Below are 23,122 nucleotides of genomic sequence, written 5' to 3'. Positions count from 1 at the left end.
ATTGAATTATTTATAGAAAAACAGAGTCTTCAAGAGTTTTTCATCATGAACGTAAGGAGAGAATACTTTTATGACAAAATCAAATCAAGTGATTGAACAAACGCAAAATTTTGGTGCTGCAAACTATCACCCGCTACCAATCGTTATTTCAGAGGCTGAGGGTGCTTGGGTAAAAGATCCAGAAGGTAACAAATATTTAGATATGCTATCAGCGTACTCTGCTGTGAATCAGGGGCATCGTCATCCAAAAATCATCGCCGCGTTAAAAGAACAGGCTGATAAAGTAACACTAACTTCTCGTGCATTTTATAGCGAAAACCTTGGTGAATGGTATGAGCTTGTTGGAAAATTAACGAATAAACAAATGGTATTACCGATGAATACAGGTGCTGAAGCGGTAGAGACAGCATTTAAAGCCGCTCGTCGTTGGGCTTATGATGTAAAAGGTGTAGAAGATGGCAAAGCTGAAATCATTGCATGTAATGGTAACTTTCATGGTCGTACAATGCTTGCTGTATCTTTATCATCTGACGAAGAATATCGTCGTGGCTTCGGTCCAATGTTACCGAATGTTAAGTTAGTAGATTACGGTAACCTAGATGCATTAAAAGCTGCAATTACTCCAAATACAGCAGCGTTTTTAATTGAACCTATTCAAGGTGAGGCTGGTATCGTTATTCCATCAGAAGGCTTCTTAAAAGCTGCGCGCGAACTATGCCGTGAAAACAATGTTTTATTCATTGCAGATGAAATCCAAGCTGGTTTAGCACGTACGGGTAAAATGTTTGCATGTGATTGGGAAGAAGTAGAGCCTGATATGTACATTTTAGGGAAAGCTTTAGGCGGCGGTGTATTCCCGATTTCGTGTGTAGCTGCAAATCGTGAAATTTTAGGTGTATTCAACCCAGGATCACACGGTTCAACTTTCGGTGGTAATCCTTTAGCATGTGCTGTATCTATTGCATCAATTAAAGTATTACTAGATGAAAAATTAGCAGAGCGTTCACACGAACTTGGTGAATACTTTAAAGGTAAATTAAAAGAAATTAATAACCCAGTCATTAAAGAAGTTCGTGGTCGTGGTTTATTTATCGGAATGGAATTAACAGAGGCTGCACGTCCATACTGTGAAAAGCTTAAAGAATTAGGCTTATTATGTAAAGAAACACATGATACAGTCATTCGATTCGCGCCACCACTTGTTATTTCACAAGAGGATTTAGACTGGTCAATCGAACAAATTGAAAAAGTATTTAATCTTTAACAAAATGTTCACATTTTAATTCGGAAGTATGTTACAATGATGCCGATATACTATCATTATAAAAAACAAAGAGGCGATTTAATATGTCTGAAAACTTAAATCTGTTCACATCTACTCAAGAAGTCATTCAAGAGGCTCTAAATAGACTTGGTTATGACGAAGCTATGTATGAATTATTAAAAGAGCCGCTTCGCATGTTACAAGTTCGTATTCCAGTGAAAATGGATGATGGTACAACAAAAGTATTTACTGGTTACCGTGCACAACATAATGATGCTGTAGGGCCAACTAAAGGTGGGGTACGTTTCCATCCGGCAGTATCTGAGGAAGAAGTTAAAGCGCTTTCAATGTGGATGACATTGAAATGTGGTATCGTAGATCTACCTTATGGCGGTGGTAAAGGTGGTGTCATCTGTGACCCTCGTCAAATGTCTATGGATGAAATCGAGCGATTGAGCCGTGGATATGTACGTGCAGTTAGTCAAATCGTAGGACCAACAAAAGATATTCCTGCTCCAGACGTATTTACGAATGCACAAATTATGGCATGGATGATGGATGAATACAGCCGTATGGATGAATTCAACTCACCAGGTTTCATCACAGGTAAGCCACTAGTGCTTGGTGGTTCTCAAGGTCGTGACCGTGCAACTGCACAAGGTGTAACAATTGTTATCCAAGAAGCAGCGAAAAAACGTGGCATTGATATTAAAGGTGCACGTGTTGTCATTCAAGGCTTTGGTAACGCGGGTAGCTTCCTTGCGAAATTCATGCATGATTTAGGCGCGAAAGTAATCGGTATTTCAGATGCTTATGGTGCACTTCATGATCCTGAAGGTTTAGATATCGACTATTTATTAGATCGTCGTGATAGCTTCGGTACTGTAACAACATTATTTGAAAATACAATTTCAAATAAAGAATTATTAGAGCTTGATTGTGATATTCTAGTGCCAGCTGCTATCGAAAACCAAATTACTGCTGACAATGCACACAATGTTAAAGCAAACATTGTCGTAGAGGCAGCAAACGGTCCAACAACTGCTGAAGCAACTAGAATTTTAACTGATCGTGGCATTTTACTTGTACCAGACGTATTAGCATCTGCTGGTGGTGTAACAGTTTCTTACTTTGAATGGGTGCAAAATAACCAAGGTTATTACTGGACAGAAGAAGAAGTTGAAGAACGTCTTTACAAAAAAATGGTTGATGCATTTGAAAACGTTTATACAACAGCGACAACACGTAACATTAATATGCGCTTAGCAGCTTATATGGTAGGTGTTCGCCGCACTGCAGAAGCTTCACGCTTCCGTGGATGGGTTTAATAAATATATAAGAAAAACGGGTCATTCCTAGTCGGATGACTCGTTTTTTATGTATGCACGCAAAAAAGTGTGAAGAGTTAAGAGTGAATGCAATGACAGTGGAGTCAAGATTGGTTTTAAATCTTTGCTTTCATCAATAGAAATATGCGAAAATCCAAGTAGAAAGGGGCGAATTGAATGGATTCATTTACATATTATAACCCAGTGAAGTTACACTTTGGTGAAAATGCACTGGAAAAGCTTGCGAATGAGTTAGCGCAACATGGTGAAAAGGTATTAGTTGTCTATGGTGGAGGCAGTGTTAAGAAAAATGGTGTATACAATGCTGTTATCGAAAAGTTACAAGAAGCAAATAAAACAATATTTGAACTTAGCGGTGTTGAGCCAAATCCACGTGTGGAAACAGCAAGACTTGGTATTAATCTTTGTAAAAAAGAAGAAATTGATCTAGTCCTAGCTGTTGGTGGCGGTTCTGTAATTGATTGTTCTAAGTTAATTGTTGCAGGTGCAAAATATGATGGCGATGCTTGGGATATTGTAAAACGTAAAGTAATTGTGAAGGACGCTTTACCGCTCGGGGCGGTATTAACGCTAGCCGCAACAGGTTCCGAAATGAACTCAGGTTCTGTCATTACAAACGCTGCGACAGAAGAAAAACTAAGTTGGGGTAGCTCTGCAGTATTCCCGAAATTTTCAATTTTAAATCCAGTGTATACAGTGACTGTACCAAAAAATCATACGGTTTACGGTATTGTTGATATGATGTCACATGTATTTGAACATTATTTCCATAATACGACGAATACACCGATTACAGATGAAATGTGTGAAGGGTTATTACGAACGGTCATTACAACAGCGCCTAAACTGTTAGAAGATTTAGAGAATATCCAGTTGCGTGAAACAATTTTATTAGCCGGAACAATTGCGTTAAATGGATCCTTATCGATTGGCTCTCGTGGAGATTGGGCATCCCATATGATTGAGCACGCTGTTTCTGCGGTTTACGATATTCCGCATGCAGGTGGCTTAGCGATAGTACAACCACATTGGATGCGTTTAAGTGTACCCGTAAATCCAGAGCGTTTTGCACGGATTGCAATACGCGTTTTCGGTGTCGACGCAACAGGGAAGTCTCTAGAAGAGGTTGCATACGAAGGAATTGATCGTTTATCGGCATTCTGGACTTCTCTAGGAGCTCCAAGTAGTCTAGCGGATTATGAAATTGACGATTCCAAATTCCCGCGAATAGTAGAACACGCTATGCAAAATGGCCCCTTTGGAAACTTTAACAAATTACAGGAACAAGATGTGCGTACTATTTTGCAAAACTCACTTTAACTCCTTTCTATTTCTGGACGTTAATTATGAGACATAATTGATTAGTAAAGATGGATATGAGGCTGGGACCTAACTAAATGGTCCTTCGTAAAGCCGAATAATCTCTAAATTAATAAAACACGATAACTAGACAAACCGAACTATTCCGAAACACTTCATGAGAGTTTCGTTGGATAGTTCGGTATTGTTCGGTATTTTAGTTGGCTGAAACACATTTGTTCCTGCCTGTTTTTTTGTGCAATAACAACCCTATGTCGAATGTTCACGTTAATTGTAGAATTGTTCAGAATTTGTTCAGCTATGTTTATTAAAATAAAGATATTAATAAACTAGGATGGAGAGGGAGCAAATATTGAAACAAATGCTTGAAGATCGCGATGGCACATCGGGTTGCATAGAGACGTCATTTCAGCAGCATGTTTATAAAATGCAAAATTGTGTATAAGTATTGGGAATTGAAACGCAATCACTACAAGTTGAGAATGACCAAATTGTCACGGGATATATCGTTGAGCAAAGTATATTTTTAAAAAGCTTACAAAGTGGCCAAACGAATATTACCTTTACAGATGGTGTAAATAAAGCAAATGTACAAGTTTTTGTATGTCCTTCTGGGGAAATTGTAGTAGAAGCAAAACCTTATTTAGGGAATACTGAAATAGTGCCAGTTTATTATCGAAGTATACTAGCAGATACAGCTATTGCAATTGATTTAAAAGGTGCTTTAAAACATTATTTGGTGACTCATCAAATGATGAATCGATTGCAGAGGTACATTACCAATCTATGCACCCTAATGTATTGAAAAACTCTTATGCAGGTAATTTCATATTAGGTTGCTATGCAGATGGAAGAGAGATTACAAATGCAGAAGAAATGTTTTAAATAATGAAGAGATTTTAGATTGCTTAATGGAAGATACAGAAGAAGTTAAACGAGAACAAAATCATCTAGTGCTGATATAAAAAATAGCCAACTGCCTGAGAAAAAGGCAATTGGCTATTTATCTCATTTAAAATGTTTTGGATAATAAGTTATTGTTTAAATGTTGAGTTTTCCGGTCTTTCGCCAATATGCACCCAATCTTGTTTTCCATCATCCTCATCAAATAAAATGGCCACTTTCGATACACCCTTCTGACTTAATATGACCTCTGTTAAATGGTCGCGTACATCATCTAGAAAAGCGAGTGATAGGTTGGGGTCAGCTTCAGCAACTAATTCCACATGTAAAAACTCACCTTCTTTAATGACTTCTAGGCGAACAATATCTTTAATGTTTGGGTCATCCATTACAAGATGAGCAATATGATTTAGCATTTCTTCGTCTGTTTCCCCAATAACTCCACGTGCATTATCGAGAAACACTTTTGCTACAACATAGAACATCATAAAGCCAATAATCATTGAAACGAGTCCTTCTATATTTGCCCAGCCTGTAAAGTGCGCAATTAAAATAGCACCGAAGGCCAACACGTTACCACCTGTAGCTACTAAGTCCTCCATGAATACTAATTTTGTTGCTGGTTTTGCGCGATTTAAATAAGGGAAAGCTTTAGGGATAGCTGTTATTATTCCCGCTTTTTCCTGTCCAGCGTCATGTAGTATTTCAACGGCTGCTTTTGCAAGAACTGACCCTTCTAAAACAATACCGATCAATAATACGCCAAGTGCAATGAACATTCCTTTAGATTCTCCGGCAGGGTGTATAAAATGATGCCAGCCTTCTTTTACGGTTTCATAAGAAAGGATAGCTACAATTATAACAGCAAAAAGACAAACTAAATTTACAATTCGGCCAAAGCCTCCTGGAAATTGTTTTGTCGGTGCTTTTTTCGACAGCGCTGAGCCGATATAAACGAATAATTGGTTTGCTGCATCTCCTAGTGAGTGCATCATTTCTGCAAACATGGCAACATTACCTGTAAAGAAGAAGGCAATACCTTTAATAATTCCTAAAAAAGCATTGACTACTGCTGCCAACAGAGAGGGCTTATTCCCGTTTTTTAATAGTTTTATTATTTCTACCACGAAAGAATCCTCCAACTAGTTTAAAATTTCCATTTCGATTTTTTCTATATAGGGTAGTGCTCGTAATGAACGATAAAATGACAGTAAGTTATCAGAGATTATTAATGATAAGCGTAAATCTAATTCGTGATAAACATTAGTATCATTTGGAACATCTTGAATGCGTATGTTTTCAATAATAATATTGTTTTCCTTTAAGAATTGTAAAAAGGATTCACTATTGTCATCATTGTTAATCTGAACTTTCAATGATATTTCTCGCATACGAATTCTTTTTGGTCCTATTTTCATTAGAAACGGCGATAAAACCTCAATTCCGAAGACAATGATAATAACAGCTAATGTAGCATCTATATAAAAGCCTGCGCCAACAGCAATCCCTATCCCAGCAGCTCCCCAGATCATTGCTGCAGTTGTTAAACCTGAGATACTATCATTCCCTCGTCTTAGAATAACACCTGCTCCAAGAAATCCAATCCCACTAACAATTTGGGCAGCCAAGCGTAAAGGGTCCATTGTAATGTTGATTTCTGACCTTGGGGGTGTTGAATAGGCGGTTTCAATCGAAATGACAGTTAATAAACAGCTAAATGTAGCGATAACTAAGCTTGTTTTTAATCCTACAGGCTTCTTTTTTAATTCCCTTTCGATACCGATTACTAAACTTAATGTGGCTGCAATTACTAATTTTATGCCAACTTCATATGTAATCATATTTTCCAAGGTTTCCATACGCAACCCTCCACAGATATTTCGTATTGCTAAGAGATATGCAAGGTGTCATTATTATATGTACATTACTTTTTTGTATTGTACATCACGATCGTAATGAAGTATAAGTATTTTTAATTTCTTTCACCACATATTTTTGGGAGCGAAAGCGAAGCGACAGCAACAAATGTTTTCTGTGCGAAAGCGAAGCGACAGCAACAAATGTTTTCTGTGCGAAAGCGAAGCGACAGCAACAAATGTTTTCTGTGCGAAAGCGAAGCGACAGCAACAAATGTCTTAACCTTTATAGGTAGTGACAGTAATACGAATATAAGTTAAGGTTTCCGGCGGATGACACGGAATTGGAAAGGGGTCCTTTATGCGGACATAAAGCCGAATCCAGACGTAATGATGCCGAGGTAAAATTTATTGGAGGTTGGATTTAATGGAGAAAGCCAAAATTCATCCATACATTCCTATTTTTATTGGCGTAATTTCTGTATCCTTGTCAGCCATATTTGTGAAATTAGCAAATGCAGAAGCGGGAGTTATTGCGTTTTACCGTATGTTCTTTTCGGTGTTAATAATGGCTCCTCTGTTTTTTTGGAAGTACACAAACGAGGTAAAGAAATTAAGAATACGTGATTGGCTATTTTCTTCTGTTGCTGGCATATTTTTAGCCTTTCATTTTATTTTATGGTTTGAATCACTTAATTACACCTCTGTAGCAAGTTCTACAGTTTTGGTTACACTACAGCCATTGTTTGCATTTGTAGGGACCTATTTTTTCTTTAAAGAGAACATTACTTTGAAAACCATTTTTGCAGGAGTTATTGCTATTGTCGGTAGTATTTTAATTAGTTGGGGAGATTTTAAACTTAATGGTACTGCATTTTATGGAGACATGCTTGCTCTTGTCGCGTGCGCACTCGTTACAGCTTACTTTTTATTTGGACAAGATGTACGGAAAAGATTATCCCTTGTGACATATACGATGATTGTTTATGCTGTTAGTACAATTACATTGTTTATCTATGTTCTTATTAAGGGGGAATCGTTCGGCCCTTATTCAACTATGGACTGGATATGGTTTATTTTATTAGCGATAGTTCCTAATTTATTTGGTCATACTCTATTTAATTGGTCAATTAAATACGTTAGTACAAATGTAGTCTCCATTGCGATTTTATTTGAACCAATTGGCGCGGCTATTTTAGCGCTTCTTATTTTTAATGAATATTTAATAGCCACACAAATTATTGGTGGATTCATTGTTATAGTAGGAATTCTCTTATTTGTAGTTGATGAGAAAAAGATTTTTAAACTTTTTTCAAAAAAAGCTTGATTTTTAAATTGCTATATTATATATTATTACTTGTCCTTAACAAGAAGGACGACTTGAAAAAAGATTTGAAAAAAGAATTTAAAAAAAGTTGTTGACATGAAATGAGTTAAATGTTAATATAAAGAAGTCGCTGAAAACAACGACATCAACATGAACCTTGAAAACTGAACAAGCAAAACGTAATCAATAAAGTTTTTAGTAACTAACCTTGAGTTAGTGAACGAAACAAAATTTTGGACATCAAACATGATGCCAGCAAAACAATTTGAGCTAATCAAATTTCTTTTTATGGAGAGTTTGATCCTGGCTCAGGACGAACGCTGGCGGCGTGCCTAATACATGCAAGTCGAGCGAACAGAGAAGGAGCTTGCTCCTTTGACGTTAGCGGCGGACGGGTGAGTAACACGTGGGCAACCTACCTTATAGTTTGGGATAACTCCGGGAAACCGGCGCACGCCTGATAAGCGTGAGGTCGATGGTTCGAGTCCATTTAGGCCCACCATTATTCCGAAGTAGCTCAGTTGGTAGTAGCACCTGACTGTTAATCAGGTTGTCGCAGGTTCGAGTCCTGCCTTCGGAGCCATTTTTTTGTGGGGAAGTACTCAAGAGGCTGAAGAGGCGCCCCTGCTAAGGGTGTAGGTCGGGTAACCGGCGCGAGGGTTCAAATCCCTCCTTCTCCGCCATTGGCCCGTTGGTCAAGTGGTTAAGACACCGCCCTTTCACGGCGGTAACACGGGTTCGAATCCCGTACGGGTCATACTGAAATGCAGTAGATGTAATGTACATCTACTGTATTTTTTTTGTATTAAAATAGTTTTTAAGATTCTAAGGTGAAATTTATTTATAATGAATTTCACAACATGCTTGCAAAAAAGACTTAGTAATTATAAATGACAAAACGTCTACCAGAAATGAGTAGACGTTTTGTCTTTATGCTCTTAATAGCATCCTTTCAAGTGAACTACGTGCTTCTTCAGCAGTGTGAGCATCTACTTGAATACGATTATGTGGTTGCCCCTTCTCTATACTTTCTAAGGACCAAAGCAGATGAGGAAGGTCAATTCGATTCATTGTAAGGCAAGGACAGAAGTTCTTATTTAAAGAGATAATATGCTTATCAGGGTGCTGCTGGATTATCCGATTAACAAGATTCATTTCAGTACCGATTGCCCATGCTGAACCACTCGGTGCTTTATTAATCGTATCGATAATGTATTTTGTAGAACCTGCTTTATCTGCAGCCGCAACAACTTCACGATTACATTCAGGATGAACAATGATACGCATAGTTGGATGAGCTTGACGTATAAGCTCCGTATGCTGAACTGTAAAACCTTCGTGAACGGAGCAGTGTCCCTTCCATAGGATGACTTGAATGTTTTCTGGAGACTGATCTGTCTCAAGCATATTTGTATGAGGATTCCAAACTGCCATATTTTCAAGCGGTATTCCTAAATCATACGCAGTATTTCTTCCTAAATGTTGATCTGGTAAAAAGAAAATACGTGGTTTTTGCGTAAATGCCCATTTAACCATTTCTTTTGCATTGGACGATGTTACGCAGGCTCCACCATGACGCCCAGTAAATGCTTTAATAGCAGCAGTAGAATTAACATATGTTAGAGGGATAATTGTATTGCCAAAGAGTTCTTGTAAAATCGGCCATGCTTGTTCTGTTTGATAAATGTCTGCCATGTCTGCCATTGAACAGCCTGCACGCATATCAGGTAAATAAACATGCTGTTGTTCAGTTGTGAGCATATCAGCTGTTTCCGCCATAAAGTGTACGCCACAAAATACTATATGTTCAGCTTCCTTGTTAGCCGCTGATAATTGAGCAAGCTGCAAGGAATCCCCTGTTGCATCTGCAAATTGAATCACTTCATCTTTTTGATAATGATGTCCAGGGATGAAGAGCTTACTACCTAATTTCTTTTTTATAGCTAAAATGCGAGATTCCATGTCATTTTCAGATAATCCACGATAATGCTCTGGCAGTAGTGATGTTTGTTGTAATAAGCTAGTGATGGACAATGGAATTAGCTCCTTTCGTTTTTACTTGTGCACTAATATCGAAGGCTTTTACTGAATGTGTTAGTGCTCCGAGTGAAATCCATTGAATACCTGTTTCTGCATAGGCATTTAAGTTATGAAGTGAAATGCCGCCTGAAGCTTCTGTAGCAATATGTGGTGGAACTACGGGAAGCCATTCACGTATTTCCTCAGGGCTACGATTATCAAACATAATGATATCTGCGCCGGCTGCAATTGCTTCATCCAATTGTGCTTTTGTTTCGATTTCGACTTCGATTTTAATGGTGTGACCAATTTTTTCACGGGCTAGCTGTACGGCCTTAGTAATACTACCTGCAAAAGCAATATGATTATCTTTTAGCATTATCGCATCGTATAAACCATTGCGATGGTTATAGGCGCCACCGATTCTAACAGCATACTTATCTAACATACGCATTCCGGGCATTGTTTTGCGTGTATCGCATATTTTCGCATTTGTACCTGCTGTTTCTCGTACCGCTAAATTTGTAGCTGTAGCAATAGCGGACATGCGCTGGATAAGATTTAAAATTACACGCTCACCCATTAATAACTTTTGAAGTGGTCCTTGGATAACGGCTAGAATATCACCAGCATTGACTTTGTCACCATCTTTTTTATAAAGGATAATATCCATAGATTGATCAAGAAGAAGAAATCCATGCTTAATGATAGGGGCTCCACAAAAAATGCCGCTCTCCTTCGCATAAAAAGAAAAAGATCCCTGCTGTTCTGGAGAAAATATAAATTCACTCGATAAATCCCCATCACCTATATCCTCATTAAAAAATTGTTTTAGCAATTCCTCGAGTTTGATGATATTCATATAATGAATTCCTCACTTTCATCTGTCCTTGTTGAAAAATGATCCAACGGTTTGCCCAATAATGATCATCTTGTGGTCTGTCAATGCGAATATGTGCTCCACGAGTTTCTTTTCGTGTAATGGCTGCGTGCGCCATTAATGTAGCGACAATATGCATCATGTAAAGTTCGAGTTCCTGCCGATTTAAGCTCTCTAAATCAACATGAAGAAGTGTTTGCATTGAGGGCAATTGTTGTACGAATTGTTCCATATCGATTGGATTTCGCACAATGCCTAATGTGTGCATCATCATTTGTCGTAATTGATCTTTTGTAAATAATGATGGCATTGTTTGTTGATGATGATTGTCATCAATTACGAAACTATTTTGCTTACAACCTGTTTGAATAATGTATTGGGCGGTTCTTTGTCCAAACGTAATGCCTTCTAAAAGAGAGTTACTAGCTAAACGATTGGCACCATGCACCCCGGTACAAGCAACTTCACCTATTGCATATAGATTAGGAATAGATGTTCTTCCCTTGTCATCAGCAACAACACCACCCATTAAGAAATGACTACCTGGTGCTACAGGGATTAATCCATTTTGTAAATGAACATGATTGTCATAGCAAAGCTGAGCAATCGTAGGGAATTTTTCTTCAAAGTGTTCGATACTTGAAATATCAATAAAGGTTTCCTGCCCAGCAGCACGTTTATTAAATAATGCATGTGCAGTAATATGGCGTGGTGCTAAGTCCAACTGCTCATGAATGCCTTTCATTATGGGATGACGCAGTACATCGACAAACTTTCCTCCGGCGCCACGGACAGCTTCAGAGACTAATCCTTTGGCCCGCCCTCCACACCAAAGTAAGCTCGGATGAAATTGCATAAATTCCATATCACTGATAGCAGCTCCAGCACGATATGCTAAAGCGATACCATCACCAGTATTCGTAGCAAAGTTAGACGTACAAGAATATAAAGCGCCCGCACCTCCTGTCGCTAGAATGACGTGGTGGGCAAGGTAGCGCTTCGTTCCCTCTGCTCCTTTTGTCAGAACACCAACACAATCACCATCTGTATTCAATAAAAGCTCGTAAGCCATTTCATAGCAATTCACAACGCTATTAGATGAAAGTTGTCTGAGTAAATAATCGATTATTACTTGGCCAGTACGATCACCACCTGCATGTAAAATACGGTGATGACTATGTGCCCCCTCTAAGCCTAGAGCGGGGGACCCATCAATTTGTCGATCAACTGGAAAGCCCTCATTTAATAAATCACTCATAATTTCTGTACCGTCTTCTATTAGTATTTCAACATTCCTTCTTTCATGATGATATTCACCAGCAATTAACGTATCAGCAATGTGAAACTTTGGATGATCTTCTTGACTTGTAACGGCAGCAATACCGCCTTGAGCACGATAAGAACTACTCATTTTAATTGAACATTTTGTAACTATCTGAACTAGAAAATGTCTTTCGAGTAGTCGAGCAGTTTGAAGTGCAGCAACGCCGCTACCAATAATAAGTACATCTGTCATTACATCCATACATATACCTTCTTTACAGTTGTCTTGACACATATCTTTACATAAAATAAAAGAGAAAACAAGACTTGATGAACTAGAAGGGAAGAATAAAATGATTTATTTGGATTACGCTGCAACCTCTCCAATGACTCCAAAAGCTCTTAAAGCATATTGTGAGGTAGCAATGCAGTATTATGGGAATAGTGCAAGCCTACATGATTTAGGTGGCCAAGCACATTATTTTGTTGAGCAGGCAAGAGCTGTCGTAGCAAAATCTCTTGGAGTAAATAGTGACGGTGTCATTTTTACTGGCAGCGGAACGGAGGGCAATTTAATTTCGATTTTGTCATTAGCTTTAGCGTCAAATAAAGGGAAGCACATTATTTCATCACAAGCTGAACACACTTCCGTGCATGCGGCTTTAAATACGCTTGAAAGACTGGGGTTTGTAATCACGAAGTTACCTTTACAGCAAGATGGTAGTATTCATGTAGAGCAACTACGAGAAGCCATACAAGAAGATACGGCTTTAATCACTATCCAACATGTAAATTCAGAGATAGGCTCTATTCAACCTATTGAAGAAATAGCCGAGATTGCCAAACAATCAAACGTTCTCTTGCATGTTGATTGTGTACAGTCCTTCTGTAAACTTCCGTTAAAGCAGAAAGTAGATGCTATTACAATATCAGCTCATAAAATAGGTGGGCCAAAAGGATGTGGAGCTATATATATTAACCCTAAGCTCCGTGTTCCTGCATTAGCACCAGGTGTCACGCATGAACGTGGGTTAAGGGGAGGAACATTAGATACGCCAGCTATTGTCGCTTTTGCTACGGCGATTGAAGATTATCAATATGAGCGGAAGCACTATGAAGCATTACGTCAATGTTTTAAGGAAAAATTACAAGAAACGTGTCAAATAATTGAGAGTAAGGAGCAATTGCCTAATATTTGTGGTGTACTAATGAAAAGAGTAGAGGGGCAATACGTTTTGTTAAAATTAAATGAAGCGGGGATATGTATTTCCACAGGAAGTGCCTGTGATAGTCATGGTGAATCTGGTACGAAGGCGATTTTATCAATGGGCTACTCTATGGAAGCGGCACGTCAATTTTTTAGAGTATCTTTTGGTCCCGCAACAACATTTGAGGAAATTGTTCAATTACAAATGGCTCTTTCGGTTATTTAACTTCTTTAGCAGATGTATTCGATAAGAAAGTGCAACGTCAGAAATGTTCTTTCACTTGAGAGGAAATTTAAGGTTTAAATGATTGAGGATAAAAGGAAACTAGAAAACTATCATGAAATAATTGTATTGTAAAATGATAAATTAACAGCCATGTTAGTTGAATCTATTAATAGTTTTTCGTGTATATTTTACTTTTTTAATTGATTGTAACGAAGAGCTACTCTGATTGATCCTGTTGCAGATTAAAAGCGAAGTGTCACGACAGTCAGAAAATAGAGTAGCTCAAATATTTTCATGAATTAAAATAGCTAAAAACACTTCTGTAAATTAATTGTTTTCTTTTAATTAATCAATTGTTATAATAAATAGCAGAGTGATAATTTCTCTTACATTACAAAAATATCTTCGAAAAGTAATGATTTCTTTTCTTTTATAAAAAAGTGTTGCACTATGTGAGAAAACGTTATACAATAATTCTTGTCTTGAAGGACAGGTAATAAAAACTTCAAAACGAAATACATAAGATTTTCAGCATACGAAGTATATTGAAAATAATAGTCTAGTGATGATGGCAAAGAGGTCACACCCGTTCCCATACCGAACACGGAAGTTAAGCTCTTTAGCGCCGATGGTAGTTGGGGGCTTCCCCCTGTGAGAGTAGGACGTCGCTAGGCATAATACCCAGGAGGATTAGCTCAGCTGGGAGAGCACCTGCCTTACAAGCAGGGGGTCGGCGGTTCGAGCCCGTCATCCTCCACCATTTGCCGGTGTAGCTCAGTTGGTAGAGCAACTGACTTGTAATCAGTAGGTCGTGGGTTCGACTCCTATCGCCGGCACCATTTTGAGCCATTAGCTCAGTTGGTAGAGCATCTGACTTTTAATCAGAGGGTCGAAGGTTCGAGTCCTTCATGGCTCACCATTTAAATTGCCAACAAAATATGCGGGTGTGGCGGAATTGGCAGACGCACTAGACTTAGGATCTAGCGCCGCAAGGCGTGGGGGTTCGACTCCCTTCACCCGCACCATTTTTAAAATTTCATAATTGCCAGGATAAATAAATCTTATGCACATGCGGAAGTAGTTCAGTGGTAGAACACCACCTTGCCAAGGTGGGGGTCGCGAGTTCGAACCTCGTCTTCCGCTCCAAATGTGCCGGGGTGGCGGAACTGGCAGACGCACAGGACTTAAAATCCTGCGGTAGGTGACTACCGTGCCGGTTCGATTCCGGCCCTCGGCACCATTTTTATTTTAATCATTAGCGCCCGTAGCTCAATTGGATAGAGCGTCTGACTACGGATCAGAAGGTTATGGGTTCGACTCCTGTCGGGCGCGCCAAATTAATATTTATCGGAATGTAGCTCAGCTTGGTAGAGCACTTGGTTTGGGACCAAGGGGTCGTAGGTTCGAATCCTGTCATTCCGACCATTTTATGGGGCCTTAGCTCAGCTGGGAGAGCGCCTGCCTTGCACGCAGGAGGTCAGCGGTTCGATCCCGCTAGGCTCCACCATAAAAGATAACCAGTATAAAGATCCTGGCGGCGTAGCTCAGCTGGCTAGAGCGTACGGTTCATACCCGTAAGGTCGGGGGTTCGATCCCCTCTGCCGCCATCTTAAAGGACCTTTAGCTCAGTTGGTTAGAGCAGACGGCTCATAACCGTCCGGTCGCAGGTTCGAGTCCTGCAAGGTCCACCATTTATATAATATTACGGAGGTATACCCAAGTCTGGCTGAAGGGATCGGTCTTGAAAACCGACAGGCGGGTAACACCGCGCGGGGGTTCGAATCCCTCTACCTCCTCCATTTTATAGTTAAATGGTGCTTGAAAAACTCGAAAAGAATATATTATTAACGCGGGGTGGAGCAGTGGTAGCTCGTCGGGCTCATAACCCGAAGGTCGTTGGTTCAAATCCGGCCCCCGCAACCAAAATGGTCCCGTGGTGTAGCGGTTAACATGCCTGCCTGTCACGCAGGAGATCGCCGGTTCGATCCCGGTCGGGACCGCCATTTTTTAAAAATATGGGTCAGTAGCTCAGTTGGTAGAGCATTAGATTGAAGCTCTAAGTGTCGGCGGTTCGATTCCGTCCTGACCCACCATATTTGCGGGTGTAGTTTAATGGTAAAACCTCAGCCTTCCAAGCTGATGTCGTGAGTTCGATTCTCATCACCCGCTCCAAGGGCCTATAGCTCAGCTGGTTAGAGCGCACGCCTGATAAGCGTGAGGTCGATGGTTCGAGTCCATTTAGGCCCACCATTATTCCGAAGTAGCTCAGTTGGTAGTAGCACCTGACTGTTAATCAGGTTGTCGCAGGTTCGAGTCCTGCCTTCGGAGCCATTTTTTTGTGGGGAAGTACTCAAGAGGCTGAAGAGGCGCCCCTGCTAAGGGTGTAGGTCGGGTAACCGGCGCGAGGGTTCAAATCCCTCCTTCTCCGCCATTGGCCCGTTGGTCAAGTGGTTAAGACACCGCCCTTTCACGGCGGTAACACGGGTTCGAATCCCGTACGGGTCATACTGAAATGCAGTAGATGTACATTACATCTACTGCATTTTTTTTATGGTACTTTATCAAACTACGAAAATTCCTTTCCGTCGTACCGCTGTTGCAGCTAGAATGCTCGTTCCATCGAGTCCGCTTATTCATTATTCTTCCGCTTATCACGTTTAGAGATAATCGTGTATAACCTTCATTTGGCCTTGGCTCTACACTTTCTAAAAAGCTAAAAAACAACCTTAAGATCCGCGTCCCTCTCATAAATAAAACAATAAAATTAGGCAATTCATTTAGAAAAAATTAATATATTTAGTATTTGCTTTGTGTTCACTATTGAATTGGACAAATAATCCATGGTAAATGGTCATAATATTGGTATATCCTTTGGAATATATCTATCTTTCTTTTATAATGGGAATGAATAGAATTCATAGGAGGTAATAAATGTGAAAAAAAAGCAGAGTAAATGGATTATGAGTGCAGCTTCTGCTGCTTTAATTGCTGCAGCAGTTGTTCCTACTGCAAGTGCGGCTAATTTTACAGACATAGCAAAAAGTGACCATAAAGAGGCCATTTTGGCACTAGCAGATGCAAAAATTGTAGCTGGATATCCAGATGGTACATTTAAGCCAAACGGGGTCCTTACGAAAGGCAATGTAACGAAATTTTTAGGGAAATGGCTAGTATTAGAACACTTCCAAGTGCCAGCAGACTACAATAAAAAAGTACGTTTTACAGACATGCCTACATCTTCAAAAGATAAAGAATTACTACAGTATGCAGCGCTTATAAATGATAATGGTATTTTCAAAGGGACTAACAATAAGTTATTACCTTCCGAATATATCTCGCGCGAACAAATGGCTTCTATTTTAGTACGTGCAATTGAAAAAGTTTACGATATCGATTTAATTGCGATGTATAAAAAAGAAAACTTTAAATCATCTATTACAGATTTAAAAGTAGCTTCACCAGAAAATCATGAGGCTATCATCGCATTAGAATATGCAAAAATTACAAATGTAACGACATTTAATCCGAAAAAGACACTAACACGTGGTCAATTTTCATCATTTTTACATCGTTCAATGACGAATATCGGTGAAATGGTAAGAGGCCCTGAAGTGTCCATCCAAACAGTTAAAGTTATAGATGCAAAAACACTACAGGTAACATTAACAGATGGGACAAGCCAAAAGGTAACATTAGCGACACCGCTTACTGAAAATGTAGAAACGAAGGTAGATTTCAAGATTAATGACAAGTCATATTCCGCTGTTGTTACATATGAAGTGAATGAGTTAAATGTACAATCAATTGAGGGCATTAATGCTTCTCAGATTAAAGTTGTTTTTAACCAAGCGATTGATCCACTTTCTGTGATAAAAGCAGATGGGAAATTACAGGATAATGTTGTAGCTTTCTCTAATGTCGATACTTTAAGAGCACTATCGGTTATAAAAACAGAAATCAGTGCTGATAAAAAATCAATCATCTTTACAATGAATGAACCATTAAAAGGTACACATCGTTATGTGTTCAGCAACATCAAAGCGGAAAAGGGTACAGTGCTTCAAAAAGTAGATGCGAATTTTGTTATTGCTGGAGATACACAAGCGCCTACGATTTTAGGCACAACGCAAGGAAAAAATTCTTCAATCGTTAAAGTGCAGTTTTCTAAGCCAATGGCAGCATTTCCAAATGAGCGCATTCAATTTACATTAGCAAATGGTACAAAGGTATCGAATGTAGTTGGAAGCATTGAGCAAAACTCAACTGAAGCAACATTTGACTTATCAGCTGCAACAATGAATGGTGTGTATTTAACGCCTGGTACAGCTGTTCAAATTACATTCGTAGCGGCAACAGATATGGCAGGGAATATTATTTCACCGAACCCTTCTACGGTAACAGTGAAAAAGGGAGATAAGGATGGTGTTCCGCCGACACTATCTTCTGTTACACAAACTGGACCAAATACGTTCCAGCTATTGTTCTCAGAGGAAATTCAACCACTTTATTCATATGACCTTTCAGTGAAAAGCGGCCAGACTTCAATTTCTGTGAATTCTGTAGAGAAAGATCCTAAAAATGGTCGTTTATTTAATGTTACGGTGGATCCAAAAAGCTCGCTTCAAGGAATTACAACGATTGGGACAGCTTCTAGTCGTGTAATAACCGACTTATCAGGTGAAACGGCAACATTCTCAACAGCGTATAACTTTATAAGAGATGACAAAGCGCCAGCGCTAATAAATTCTGAAATTGTTTACGGTGATAGTGTAGAATATTTACAATTAACTTTCGATAAGCCAGTACAGTTAGGCGTTAACGCAAAAGCATCATTTACTGGGAAATTCGTCAATAATTACATTTTATATGAGGTATCAAGAGGACCTCAAAGTGATATTCAGATTGTAAAAGATCAACCTACGAAATTACGTGTTAAAATGGCAGGACTGCTAGGCATGTATGATACAAAGGGAGCTCTTTACGACGGCAAATTAAATTTATTTAATGTTACTAATTTATACGGTGTGCCAATCACTGAAGTGCCAAACGTTAAATTTACACGTAACGGTGATTTAAATATAAATGGCAATAAATTAGCTTTATCGCAATACAATGCAATTCAAACATCTGCAACAGATTATTCTATTAAAGATAATAATATTGTTTATTTAAATTTCAATTATCCTGTTGATCCAGCACTTGCTCAAAATGTTCAAAATTATAGCATTGATAATGCTCAGGTAGAAAGTGCTGTTGTAGAGGGATCCAATTTAAATCGTATTAAGCTCACATTGAAAAAAGATTCAAATTATTTTAATGGCACACGCAACTTCACGATTAAAGGCTTAAGAGCAGCAAACTCTATGGAACCATTTGATGAGGTGCGTACATCCATTAACCTTAAAGAAAATAATGCACCAAAGGTTGTAACTGTTAATGTTAGTAATTCACAAACATTAGAGCTTGTTTTCAGTGAACCAGTAATAAACGTTAATAATTTGGATTTTAATATTACCGTGAATGGTTCTTCGGTAGCAGCAACTACCTATCCACAAGGTAATGATAGAGTATTAATTACAATACCTCAGAATAGCTATTTATTTGAAAACGGCAGAAGTGTTACGGTTCAAGCTTCACCTCGTAATGATATTATGGATTTCAATGGGAATAAATTAGATTTCACTTCTCAAACAATTACAGTACAAAGATAATTTATCTTTAATTAAAAAATAGCATGCTGGATATATTCTCAGCATGCTATTTTCTATCTTTTTATTGCGATTTCACTAATGGGAGATAAACGGTGCTTTATGCACGTATTTTGTATTATCAATATGATCAATGATAAAAGTGGCTATATCTTGATTCGTAATTTTTGTACCAGGCATATCCGTCAGGTTTTCCTTTATCTGACTGGATGTTAAGCTATCTTTTACAAACGGTAATCTAATTAGTGTCCATTTGATCTGTTTGTTATTTAATAAATATTCCCATTCCAATTTTTTATCTTGCATCATTTTTGAAAGGAAAACTTCAAATATCTTTGCTCCTAAACGATTCATCATGCTTTTTTCGTCCTCTTTAATCGTTAGAGAACCACCTGAAACACCTATATAACGACTAATGTTTAATTCTTTCATCACATTAAAAATATTATTTGTAACTTTGCTATATATAGGTTCCTCTTTCGTTGGTTGACCAAATGTATTAATAACAACTTGACTATCTTTAAGAAGTTCTCGGATGTTTTCTATATCCTGTACCGACCCTTTCACTATTTCAATTGCATCATTTTTATCCAGTAACTTTTCAGGATTTCTAACAAGCATCCGCACATGATATCCTTTTTGTATGGCTTGAGTTGCTATATGCCTTCCTACTTTCCCTGTTCCTCCTATTATCGCTATCTTATAGTTATTATCCATTATATACCTCCTATTTAATATGTTGGTAAATATACGATATACCCTATCAAAAGGATTCAAATTTTTCTTTTTTACTAAAGTATATAATATGGTTTTGTTTTGCAAATCTATAAGCTAAGATGAAAATAGTAGAAAAACTAGGGGGGATATGGATGGGGAAATTATTGTGGACTAACAACCAACAATATTTGTTACAGAAGAATGTAGAACAAGTAGTACCTTTTCTGCGTCATTTTTCACCAGAACAAGTAAATCACGTTAGTAAATTTCAGCGTACATATGAGAAATTTGAAAGTACGCCATTACGATGCTTAAATACTTTTGCATCATTCGTAGGGGTACAAAGTATTGTGGTAAAAGATGAATCTTATCGATTTGGCTTAAATGCATTTAAAGTATTAGGTGGTGTGTATGCAATTGGGCAGTACGTTGCTAAAAAGTTAGATAGAAATATTGATGAGCTATCGTTTGACCAGCTTAAATCACCAAAAGTAAAGGAGCAGTTAGGGGACGTAACGTTTATTTCAACGACAGATGGCAATCATGGTCGAGGAGTGGCGTGGGCTGCTAGAGAGCTTGGTTTGAAAGCACGCATTTATATGCCTGCTGGTAGTGCAGAGGAGCGCCTCCAAAATATTCAAAAAGAAGGTGCATATGCTGAAATAACAACAATGAATTATGATGATACCGTTCGTTATACATCACAACTAGCAACAGAAAATGGATGGATCGTTATTCAAGATACGATGTGGGAAGGCTATGAAGAAATTCCGTTATGGATAATGCAAGGCTATACAACACTAATAAAAGAAGCTGCCCTGCAGTTGGAAAAAGCACCTACCCATGTATTTTTGCAAGCTGGAGTTGGATCTTTTGCAGGGGCAGTTGTAGCTTTCTTACAACAATACTATGAGCAAGAAATTACATTTGTCTTAGTTGAGCCTTTTGTAGCGAATTGCTATTATGAAAGCTTTAAAGCAGGAGATGAACAGTTTGTAACGGTTGGTGGAGAGATGCAAACAATTATGGCAGGTCTTGCTTGTGGTGAGCCGAATCCACTTGCTTGGGACCTGTTAAAGACTTATACGAAGGTAAGTATTTGCTGTGATGAAGAAGTTGCTGCAATAGGTATGCGCATTTTAGGAAATCCACTAGCGACAGATGCAAGAATTATTGCTGGAGAATCGGGAGCTGCCCCAGTTGGATGTTTTTATGAATTGATGACGAATGAACAATATACAGAGCTGAAGGAAACATTACAATTAGATGAAAATTCTCGAGTGTTGTTTATTAACACTGAAGGTGACACAGATGTAGAAAACTATAGAAATATTGTGTGGCATGGCAAGTATGCAAAAATTTAACTTCTTGCAGTGGATGCCCAAACATCTGTACCTGTCGTTACGCATTCGGTACAAAAGACATCCGCTAAAATATGACAACGGCTGAGTAGCCAACGTCTTGCTGTTGCTGGCGCTTCGCTTTCGCACAGAGAGAACCATGTTGCTGGCGCTTCGCTCTCACACAAAAAACATTTGTTGGCCTAAACCCAGCGGATTATGCCGAGGCATAATTGATTTTAAAGAAAAAGCAAACTAGTGTTTATAAAACGTTCTAGTTTGCTTTTTTTATTTACTGGGTCGGATTATCAGGCGCCAGTCGAAACGGAAATCAACCTAACGTTTTTTCTTAATTTTTTTCTTGACCTTAACGTTGCGTAAACATTTACAGTAGCATTAATGGAGGTGAAAAAATATGGAATATACAATTCAAGAGTTTGCTCAATTATCCGGGGTTAGCACAAGAACACTGCGTTATTATGATGAAATTGAATTACTAAAGCCTGCAAGAACGAATGAGGCTGGCTATCGATTTTATGGACAGTTTGAAGTTGATATGCTCCAGCAAATTTTATTTTATAGAGCATTAGATATGAAGCTAGCAACGATTAAGGAAATTATTAAAGCGCCTGATTTTCAACATACAGAGGCACTCAAAACTCATCGTACTGCTTTACTGAAACGCAAGGAGCAGCTGGAAAAGATATTACAAACAGTAGAAAAAACTATTCAATCAATTGAGGAGGAACAACCGATGGCAAATGAAGAGAAATTTAATGGACTAAAAGAGAAGCTAATCGAGGAAAATGAAAAGCAATATGGTCAAGAAATTCGTGCAAAATATGGTGATAAAACAGTTGATGCATCGAATGCAAAGGTAATGAATATGACAGAGGAACAGTATGAAGCAATGCAACAACTAGAACAGCAATTATTTAATCGTTTAAAAGAAGCGCTGGAAATCGGCGATACGAACAACGATGTGGCAATGGAGGTTGCAGAGCTTCATAAGCGTTGGCTTTGTTTTACATGGTCACAATATTCTAAAGAGGCACATGCAGGTATAGCTCAGATGTATATAGCGGATGAACGCTTTTCAGCATATTATGATGAGCGTGTTTCTAAAGGAGCAGCACAATTTTTACATGATGCCATCATCAATTATACTCTGGTGTAAATGTACTGAATTAAGATAAAAAAATAAGTGATTCATCCACATGCTTTCATGTTTTAGAAATATTAATTTAGGAAAAAATGAAGGCATGAGGAGGAGATTTTTTTGAACCCACAAGTAATGGAAAAATTAAGAAAGCAATTAGAGCAAGAATTACAGGAAATAGAGAAGCGACTTGAGGAATCAGAGCGTCCACAAGCGACAGAGCTATCTAATTATGATAATCATCCAGCTGACAATACGAGTGATTTAACAGATCAGCTAACGGAAATGGCGATTGACGAGCACCGGGGTGACGATGCTGAAGAAATAAAAGCTGCACTACAAGCGATGGAGGACGGTACGTATGGTAAATGTGCTGTATGCGGTGAAGAGATTCCTATTGGTCGCTTAGAAGCTATGCCGAAAGCATTGACATGTGTTGAGCACGCAGAGCATAAAGAAGAAAATTTAAGACCAGTAGAGGAAGATGTGTTGTCTTCTACGCCAAGATCGGATGATTTCATAGAACTTGAGGAATTTGGCTCTTCTGATACACCTCAAGATAAAAGTTAGTAAGCATTTTCGCT

General features: G+C 38.5%; 16 protein-coding genes, 24 tRNA genes and 1 rRNA gene. 35 read left to right on the top strand and 6 right to left on the bottom strand.

All coding sequences use genetic code 11. The features are described from left to right. Positions 1 to 70: 70 nt before the first annotated feature. The 4 genes from MY533_RS17585 to MY533_RS17570 all read left to right on the top strand — a co-directional run bounded on the left by MY533_RS17585 (position 71) and on the right by MY533_RS17570 (position 4,738). Positions 71 to 1,264 (top strand): ornithine--oxo-acid transaminase, encoded by a 1,194-nt coding sequence (locus tag MY533_RS17585; protein WP_248716970.1) that lies wholly within the window; start codon positions 71 to 73, stop codon positions 1,262 to 1,264. Between the two features lie 83 nt (positions 1,265 to 1,347). Beyond that, positions 1,348 to 2,592 carry a Glu/Leu/Phe/Val family dehydrogenase gene (locus tag MY533_RS17580; protein ID WP_248716969.1) on the top strand — a complete coding sequence of 415 codons (1,245 nt, stop codon included), beginning with the start codon at positions 1,348 to 1,350 and terminating at the stop codon, positions 2,590 to 2,592. A gap of 177 nt (positions 2,593 to 2,769) precedes the next feature. Next, positions 2,770 to 3,933, top strand: a complete 1,164-nt coding sequence (locus tag MY533_RS17575; protein WP_248716968.1) for an iron-containing alcohol dehydrogenase — start codon at positions 2,770 to 2,772, stop codon at positions 3,931 to 3,933. 448 nt (positions 3,934 to 4,381) lie between these two features. Then, positions 4,382 to 4,738 (top strand): hypothetical protein, encoded by a 357-nt coding sequence (locus tag MY533_RS17570; protein WP_248716967.1) that lies wholly within the window; start codon positions 4,382 to 4,384, stop codon positions 4,736 to 4,738. Positions 4,739 to 4,967: 229 nt separating this feature from the next. Here the strand turns inward: MY533_RS17570 and MY533_RS17565 are convergent, their stop codons facing one another. Beyond that, positions 4,968 to 5,963 (bottom strand): cation diffusion facilitator family transporter, encoded by a 996-nt coding sequence (locus MY533_RS17565; protein WP_248716966.1) that lies wholly within the window; start codon positions 5,961 to 5,963, stop codon positions 4,968 to 4,970. Positions 5,964 to 5,978: 15 nt separating this feature from the next. Then, positions 5,979 to 6,695, bottom strand: a complete 717-nt coding sequence (locus MY533_RS17560) for an MgtC/SapB family protein (protein WP_248716965.1) — start codon at positions 6,693 to 6,695, stop codon at positions 5,979 to 5,981. 424 nt (positions 6,696 to 7,119) lie between these two features. Between MY533_RS17560 and MY533_RS17555 the strand changes: the two genes are divergently transcribed. The 5 genes from MY533_RS17555 to MY533_RS17535 all read left to right on the top strand — a co-directional run bounded on the left by MY533_RS17555 (position 7,120) and on the right by MY533_RS17535 (position 8,776). Beyond that, the gene (locus MY533_RS17555) at positions 7,120 to 8,019 is read left to right on the top strand and encodes a DMT family transporter (RefSeq protein WP_248716964.1); all 900 of its coding nucleotides are present in this window, start codon (positions 7,120 to 7,122) and stop codon (positions 8,017 to 8,019) included. Positions 8,020 to 8,448: 429 nt separating this feature from the next. Beyond that, positions 8,449 to 8,521: transfer RNA gene (locus MY533_RS17550), tRNA-Ser, on the top strand. A gap of 4 nt (positions 8,522 to 8,525) precedes the next feature. Next, a tRNA-Asn gene (locus MY533_RS17545) sits at positions 8,526 to 8,602 on the top strand. 9 nt (positions 8,603 to 8,611) lie between these two features. Further along, positions 8,612 to 8,702 (top strand) — tRNA-Ser (locus MY533_RS17540). A 2-nt stretch (positions 8,703 to 8,704) separates the two neighbouring features. Further along, positions 8,705 to 8,776, top strand: a tRNA-Glu gene (locus MY533_RS17535). 173 nt (positions 8,777 to 8,949) lie between these two features. Here MY533_RS17535 and nadA read toward each other — a convergent pair. Genes nadA through nadB form a run of 3 tightly spaced genes read right to left on the bottom strand, consistent with a single transcriptional unit; the run spans position 8,950 to position 12,443 of the window. Beyond that, positions 8,950 to 10,053 (bottom strand): quinolinate synthase NadA, encoded by a 1,104-nt coding sequence (gene nadA, locus MY533_RS17530; RefSeq protein WP_248716963.1) that lies wholly within the window; start codon positions 10,051 to 10,053, stop codon positions 8,950 to 8,952. Next, entirely contained in the window at positions 10,040 to 10,900 is an 861-nt protein-coding gene (nadC, locus tag MY533_RS17525; protein WP_248716962.1) for a carboxylating nicotinate-nucleotide diphosphorylase, read from the bottom strand. Before nadC ends, nadA begins: the two co-directional genes overlap by 14 nt. Further along, positions 10,857 to 12,443: an L-aspartate oxidase gene (gene nadB / locus MY533_RS17520; RefSeq protein WP_248716961.1), complete on the bottom strand. Its 1,587-nt coding sequence runs from the start codon at positions 12,441 to 12,443 to the stop codon at positions 10,857 to 10,859. Before nadB ends, nadC begins: the two co-directional genes overlap by 44 nt. Before the next feature lie 91 nt (positions 12,444 to 12,534). Here nadB and MY533_RS17515 point away from each other — a divergent pair, with 91 nt between their 5' ends. From MY533_RS17515 to MY533_RS17405, 23 genes are all read left to right on the top strand, one after another. Next, the gene (locus MY533_RS17515) at positions 12,535 to 13,614 is read left to right on the top strand and encodes a cysteine desulfurase family protein (RefSeq protein WP_248716960.1); all 1,080 of its coding nucleotides are present in this window, start codon (positions 12,535 to 12,537) and stop codon (positions 13,612 to 13,614) included. A 558-nt stretch (positions 13,615 to 14,172) separates the two neighbouring features. Next, a 5S ribosomal RNA gene (gene rrf, locus MY533_RS17510) occupies positions 14,173 to 14,288 on the top strand. A 10-nt stretch (positions 14,289 to 14,298) separates the two neighbouring features. After that, positions 14,299 to 14,374 (top strand) — tRNA-Val (locus tag MY533_RS17505). 3 nt (positions 14,375 to 14,377) lie between these two features. Further along, positions 14,378 to 14,453: transfer RNA gene (locus MY533_RS17500), tRNA-Thr, on the top strand. Positions 14,454 to 14,457: 4 nt separating this feature from the next. Next, positions 14,458 to 14,533 (top strand) — tRNA-Lys (locus MY533_RS17495). A 21-nt stretch (positions 14,534 to 14,554) separates the two neighbouring features. After that, positions 14,555 to 14,639 (top strand) — tRNA-Leu (locus MY533_RS17490). A 46-nt stretch (positions 14,640 to 14,685) separates the two neighbouring features. Next, positions 14,686 to 14,760 (top strand) — tRNA-Gly (locus MY533_RS17485). 5 nt (positions 14,761 to 14,765) lie between these two features. Beyond that, a tRNA-Leu gene (locus MY533_RS17480) sits at positions 14,766 to 14,854 on the top strand. An 18-nt stretch (positions 14,855 to 14,872) separates the two neighbouring features. Beyond that, positions 14,873 to 14,949 (top strand) — tRNA-Arg (locus MY533_RS17475). A gap of 13 nt (positions 14,950 to 14,962) precedes the next feature. Continuing rightward, positions 14,963 to 15,039: transfer RNA gene (locus MY533_RS17470), tRNA-Pro, on the top strand. A 6-nt stretch (positions 15,040 to 15,045) separates the two neighbouring features. Further along, a tRNA-Ala gene (locus tag MY533_RS17465) sits at positions 15,046 to 15,121 on the top strand. A 26-nt stretch (positions 15,122 to 15,147) separates the two neighbouring features. Continuing rightward, positions 15,148 to 15,221 (top strand) — tRNA-Met (locus MY533_RS17460). A gap of 7 nt (positions 15,222 to 15,228) precedes the next feature. After that, positions 15,229 to 15,305 (top strand) — tRNA-Ile (locus MY533_RS17455). Between the two features lie 15 nt (positions 15,306 to 15,320). Then, positions 15,321 to 15,413 (top strand) — tRNA-Ser (locus MY533_RS17450). A gap of 49 nt (positions 15,414 to 15,462) precedes the next feature. Beyond that, a tRNA-Met gene (locus MY533_RS17445) sits at positions 15,463 to 15,537 on the top strand. Positions 15,538 to 15,541: 4 nt separating this feature from the next. Continuing rightward, a tRNA-Asp gene (locus MY533_RS17440) sits at positions 15,542 to 15,617 on the top strand. A 14-nt stretch (positions 15,618 to 15,631) separates the two neighbouring features. After that, a tRNA-Phe gene (locus MY533_RS17435) sits at positions 15,632 to 15,707 on the top strand. A gap of 5 nt (positions 15,708 to 15,712) precedes the next feature. Continuing rightward, a tRNA-Gly gene (locus MY533_RS17430) sits at positions 15,713 to 15,786 on the top strand. Between the two features lies 1 nt (position 15,787). Continuing rightward, positions 15,788 to 15,864: transfer RNA gene (locus tag MY533_RS17425), tRNA-Ile, on the top strand. Positions 15,865 to 15,868: 4 nt separating this feature from the next. Next, a tRNA-Asn gene (locus MY533_RS17420) sits at positions 15,869 to 15,945 on the top strand. Positions 15,946 to 15,954: 9 nt separating this feature from the next. After that, positions 15,955 to 16,045 (top strand) — tRNA-Ser (locus MY533_RS17415). Between the two features lie 2 nt (positions 16,046 to 16,047). After that, positions 16,048 to 16,119: transfer RNA gene (locus tag MY533_RS17410), tRNA-Glu, on the top strand. Positions 16,120 to 16,547: 428 nt separating this feature from the next. Further along, entirely contained in the window at positions 16,548 to 19,325 is a 2,778-nt protein-coding gene (locus MY533_RS17405) for an S-layer homology domain-containing protein (protein WP_248716959.1), read from the top strand. Positions 19,326 to 19,400: 75 nt separating this feature from the next. Here the strand turns inward: MY533_RS17405 and MY533_RS17400 are convergent, their stop codons facing one another. Further along, on the bottom strand, positions 19,401 to 20,039 hold the full coding sequence (locus MY533_RS17400; RefSeq protein ID WP_248716958.1) for an NAD(P)H-binding protein: 639 nt from the start codon (positions 20,037 to 20,039) through the stop codon (positions 19,401 to 19,403). A gap of 152 nt (positions 20,040 to 20,191) precedes the next feature. Between MY533_RS17400 and dpaL the strand changes: the two genes are divergently transcribed. The 3 genes from dpaL (at position 20,192) to MY533_RS17385 (ending at position 23,108) form a co-directional block, all read left to right on the top strand. Beyond that, positions 20,192 to 21,403 (top strand): diaminopropionate ammonia-lyase, encoded by a 1,212-nt coding sequence (dpaL, locus tag MY533_RS17395; protein WP_248716957.1) that lies wholly within the window; start codon positions 20,192 to 20,194, stop codon positions 21,401 to 21,403. 391 nt (positions 21,404 to 21,794) lie between these two features. After that, positions 21,795 to 22,556 (top strand): MerR family transcriptional regulator, encoded by a 762-nt coding sequence (locus MY533_RS17390; protein ID WP_248716956.1) that lies wholly within the window; start codon positions 21,795 to 21,797, stop codon positions 22,554 to 22,556. Between the two features lie 102 nt (positions 22,557 to 22,658). After that, positions 22,659 to 23,108, top strand: a complete 450-nt coding sequence (locus MY533_RS17385) for a TraR/DksA C4-type zinc finger protein (protein ID WP_248716955.1) — start codon at positions 22,659 to 22,661, stop codon at positions 23,106 to 23,108. The last annotated feature ends 14 nt before the right edge of the window (positions 23,109 to 23,122 follow it).

This window comes from Lysinibacillus sp. Ag94, from assembly GCF_023242215.1.
GTDB lineage: Bacteria > Bacillota > Bacilli > Bacillales_A > Planococcaceae > Lysinibacillus.
Note: the sequence above shows the minus strand (reverse complement) of the source record. Positions and strands in the feature narration are given on the sequence as shown.

What these genes read in the sequence shown, in the direction of transcription:
- MY533_RS17580 (WP_248716969.1), top strand. Translation starts at nt 1,348, where the DNA reads ATGTCTGAAAACTTAAATCTGTTCACATCTACTCAAGAAGTCATTCAA.
- nadB (WP_248716961.1), bottom strand. Translation starts at nt 12,443, where the DNA reads ATGGATGTAATGACAGATGTACTTATTATTGGTAGCGGCGTTGCTGCA.
- MY533_RS17515 (WP_248716960.1), top strand. Translation starts at nt 12,535, where the DNA reads ATGATTTATTTGGATTACGCTGCAACCTCTCCAATGACTCCAAAAGCT.
- dpaL (WP_248716957.1), top strand. Translation starts at nt 20,192, where the DNA reads ATGGGGAAATTATTGTGGACTAACAACCAACAATATTTGTTACAGAAG.
- MY533_RS17575 (WP_248716968.1), top strand. Translation starts at nt 2,770, where the DNA reads ATGGATTCATTTACATATTATAACCCAGTGAAGTTACACTTTGGTGAA.
- nadC (WP_248716962.1), bottom strand. Translation starts at nt 10,900, where the DNA reads ATGAATATCATCAAACTCGAGGAATTGCTAAAACAATTTTTTAATGAG.
- MY533_RS17585 (WP_248716970.1), top strand. Translation starts at nt 71, where the DNA reads ATGACAAAATCAAATCAAGTGATTGAACAAACGCAAAATTTTGGTGCT.
- MY533_RS17390 (WP_248716956.1), top strand. Translation starts at nt 21,795, where the DNA reads ATGGAATATACAATTCAAGAGTTTGCTCAATTATCCGGGGTTAGCACA.
- MY533_RS17555 (WP_248716964.1), top strand. Translation starts at nt 7,120, where the DNA reads ATGGAGAAAGCCAAAATTCATCCATACATTCCTATTTTTATTGGCGTA.
- MY533_RS17400 (WP_248716958.1), bottom strand. Translation starts at nt 20,039, where the DNA reads ATGGATAATAACTATAAGATAGCGATAATAGGAGGAACAGGGAAAGTA.
- MY533_RS17560 (WP_248716965.1), bottom strand. Translation starts at nt 6,695, where the DNA reads ATGGAAACCTTGGAAAATATGATTACATATGAAGTTGGCATAAAATTA.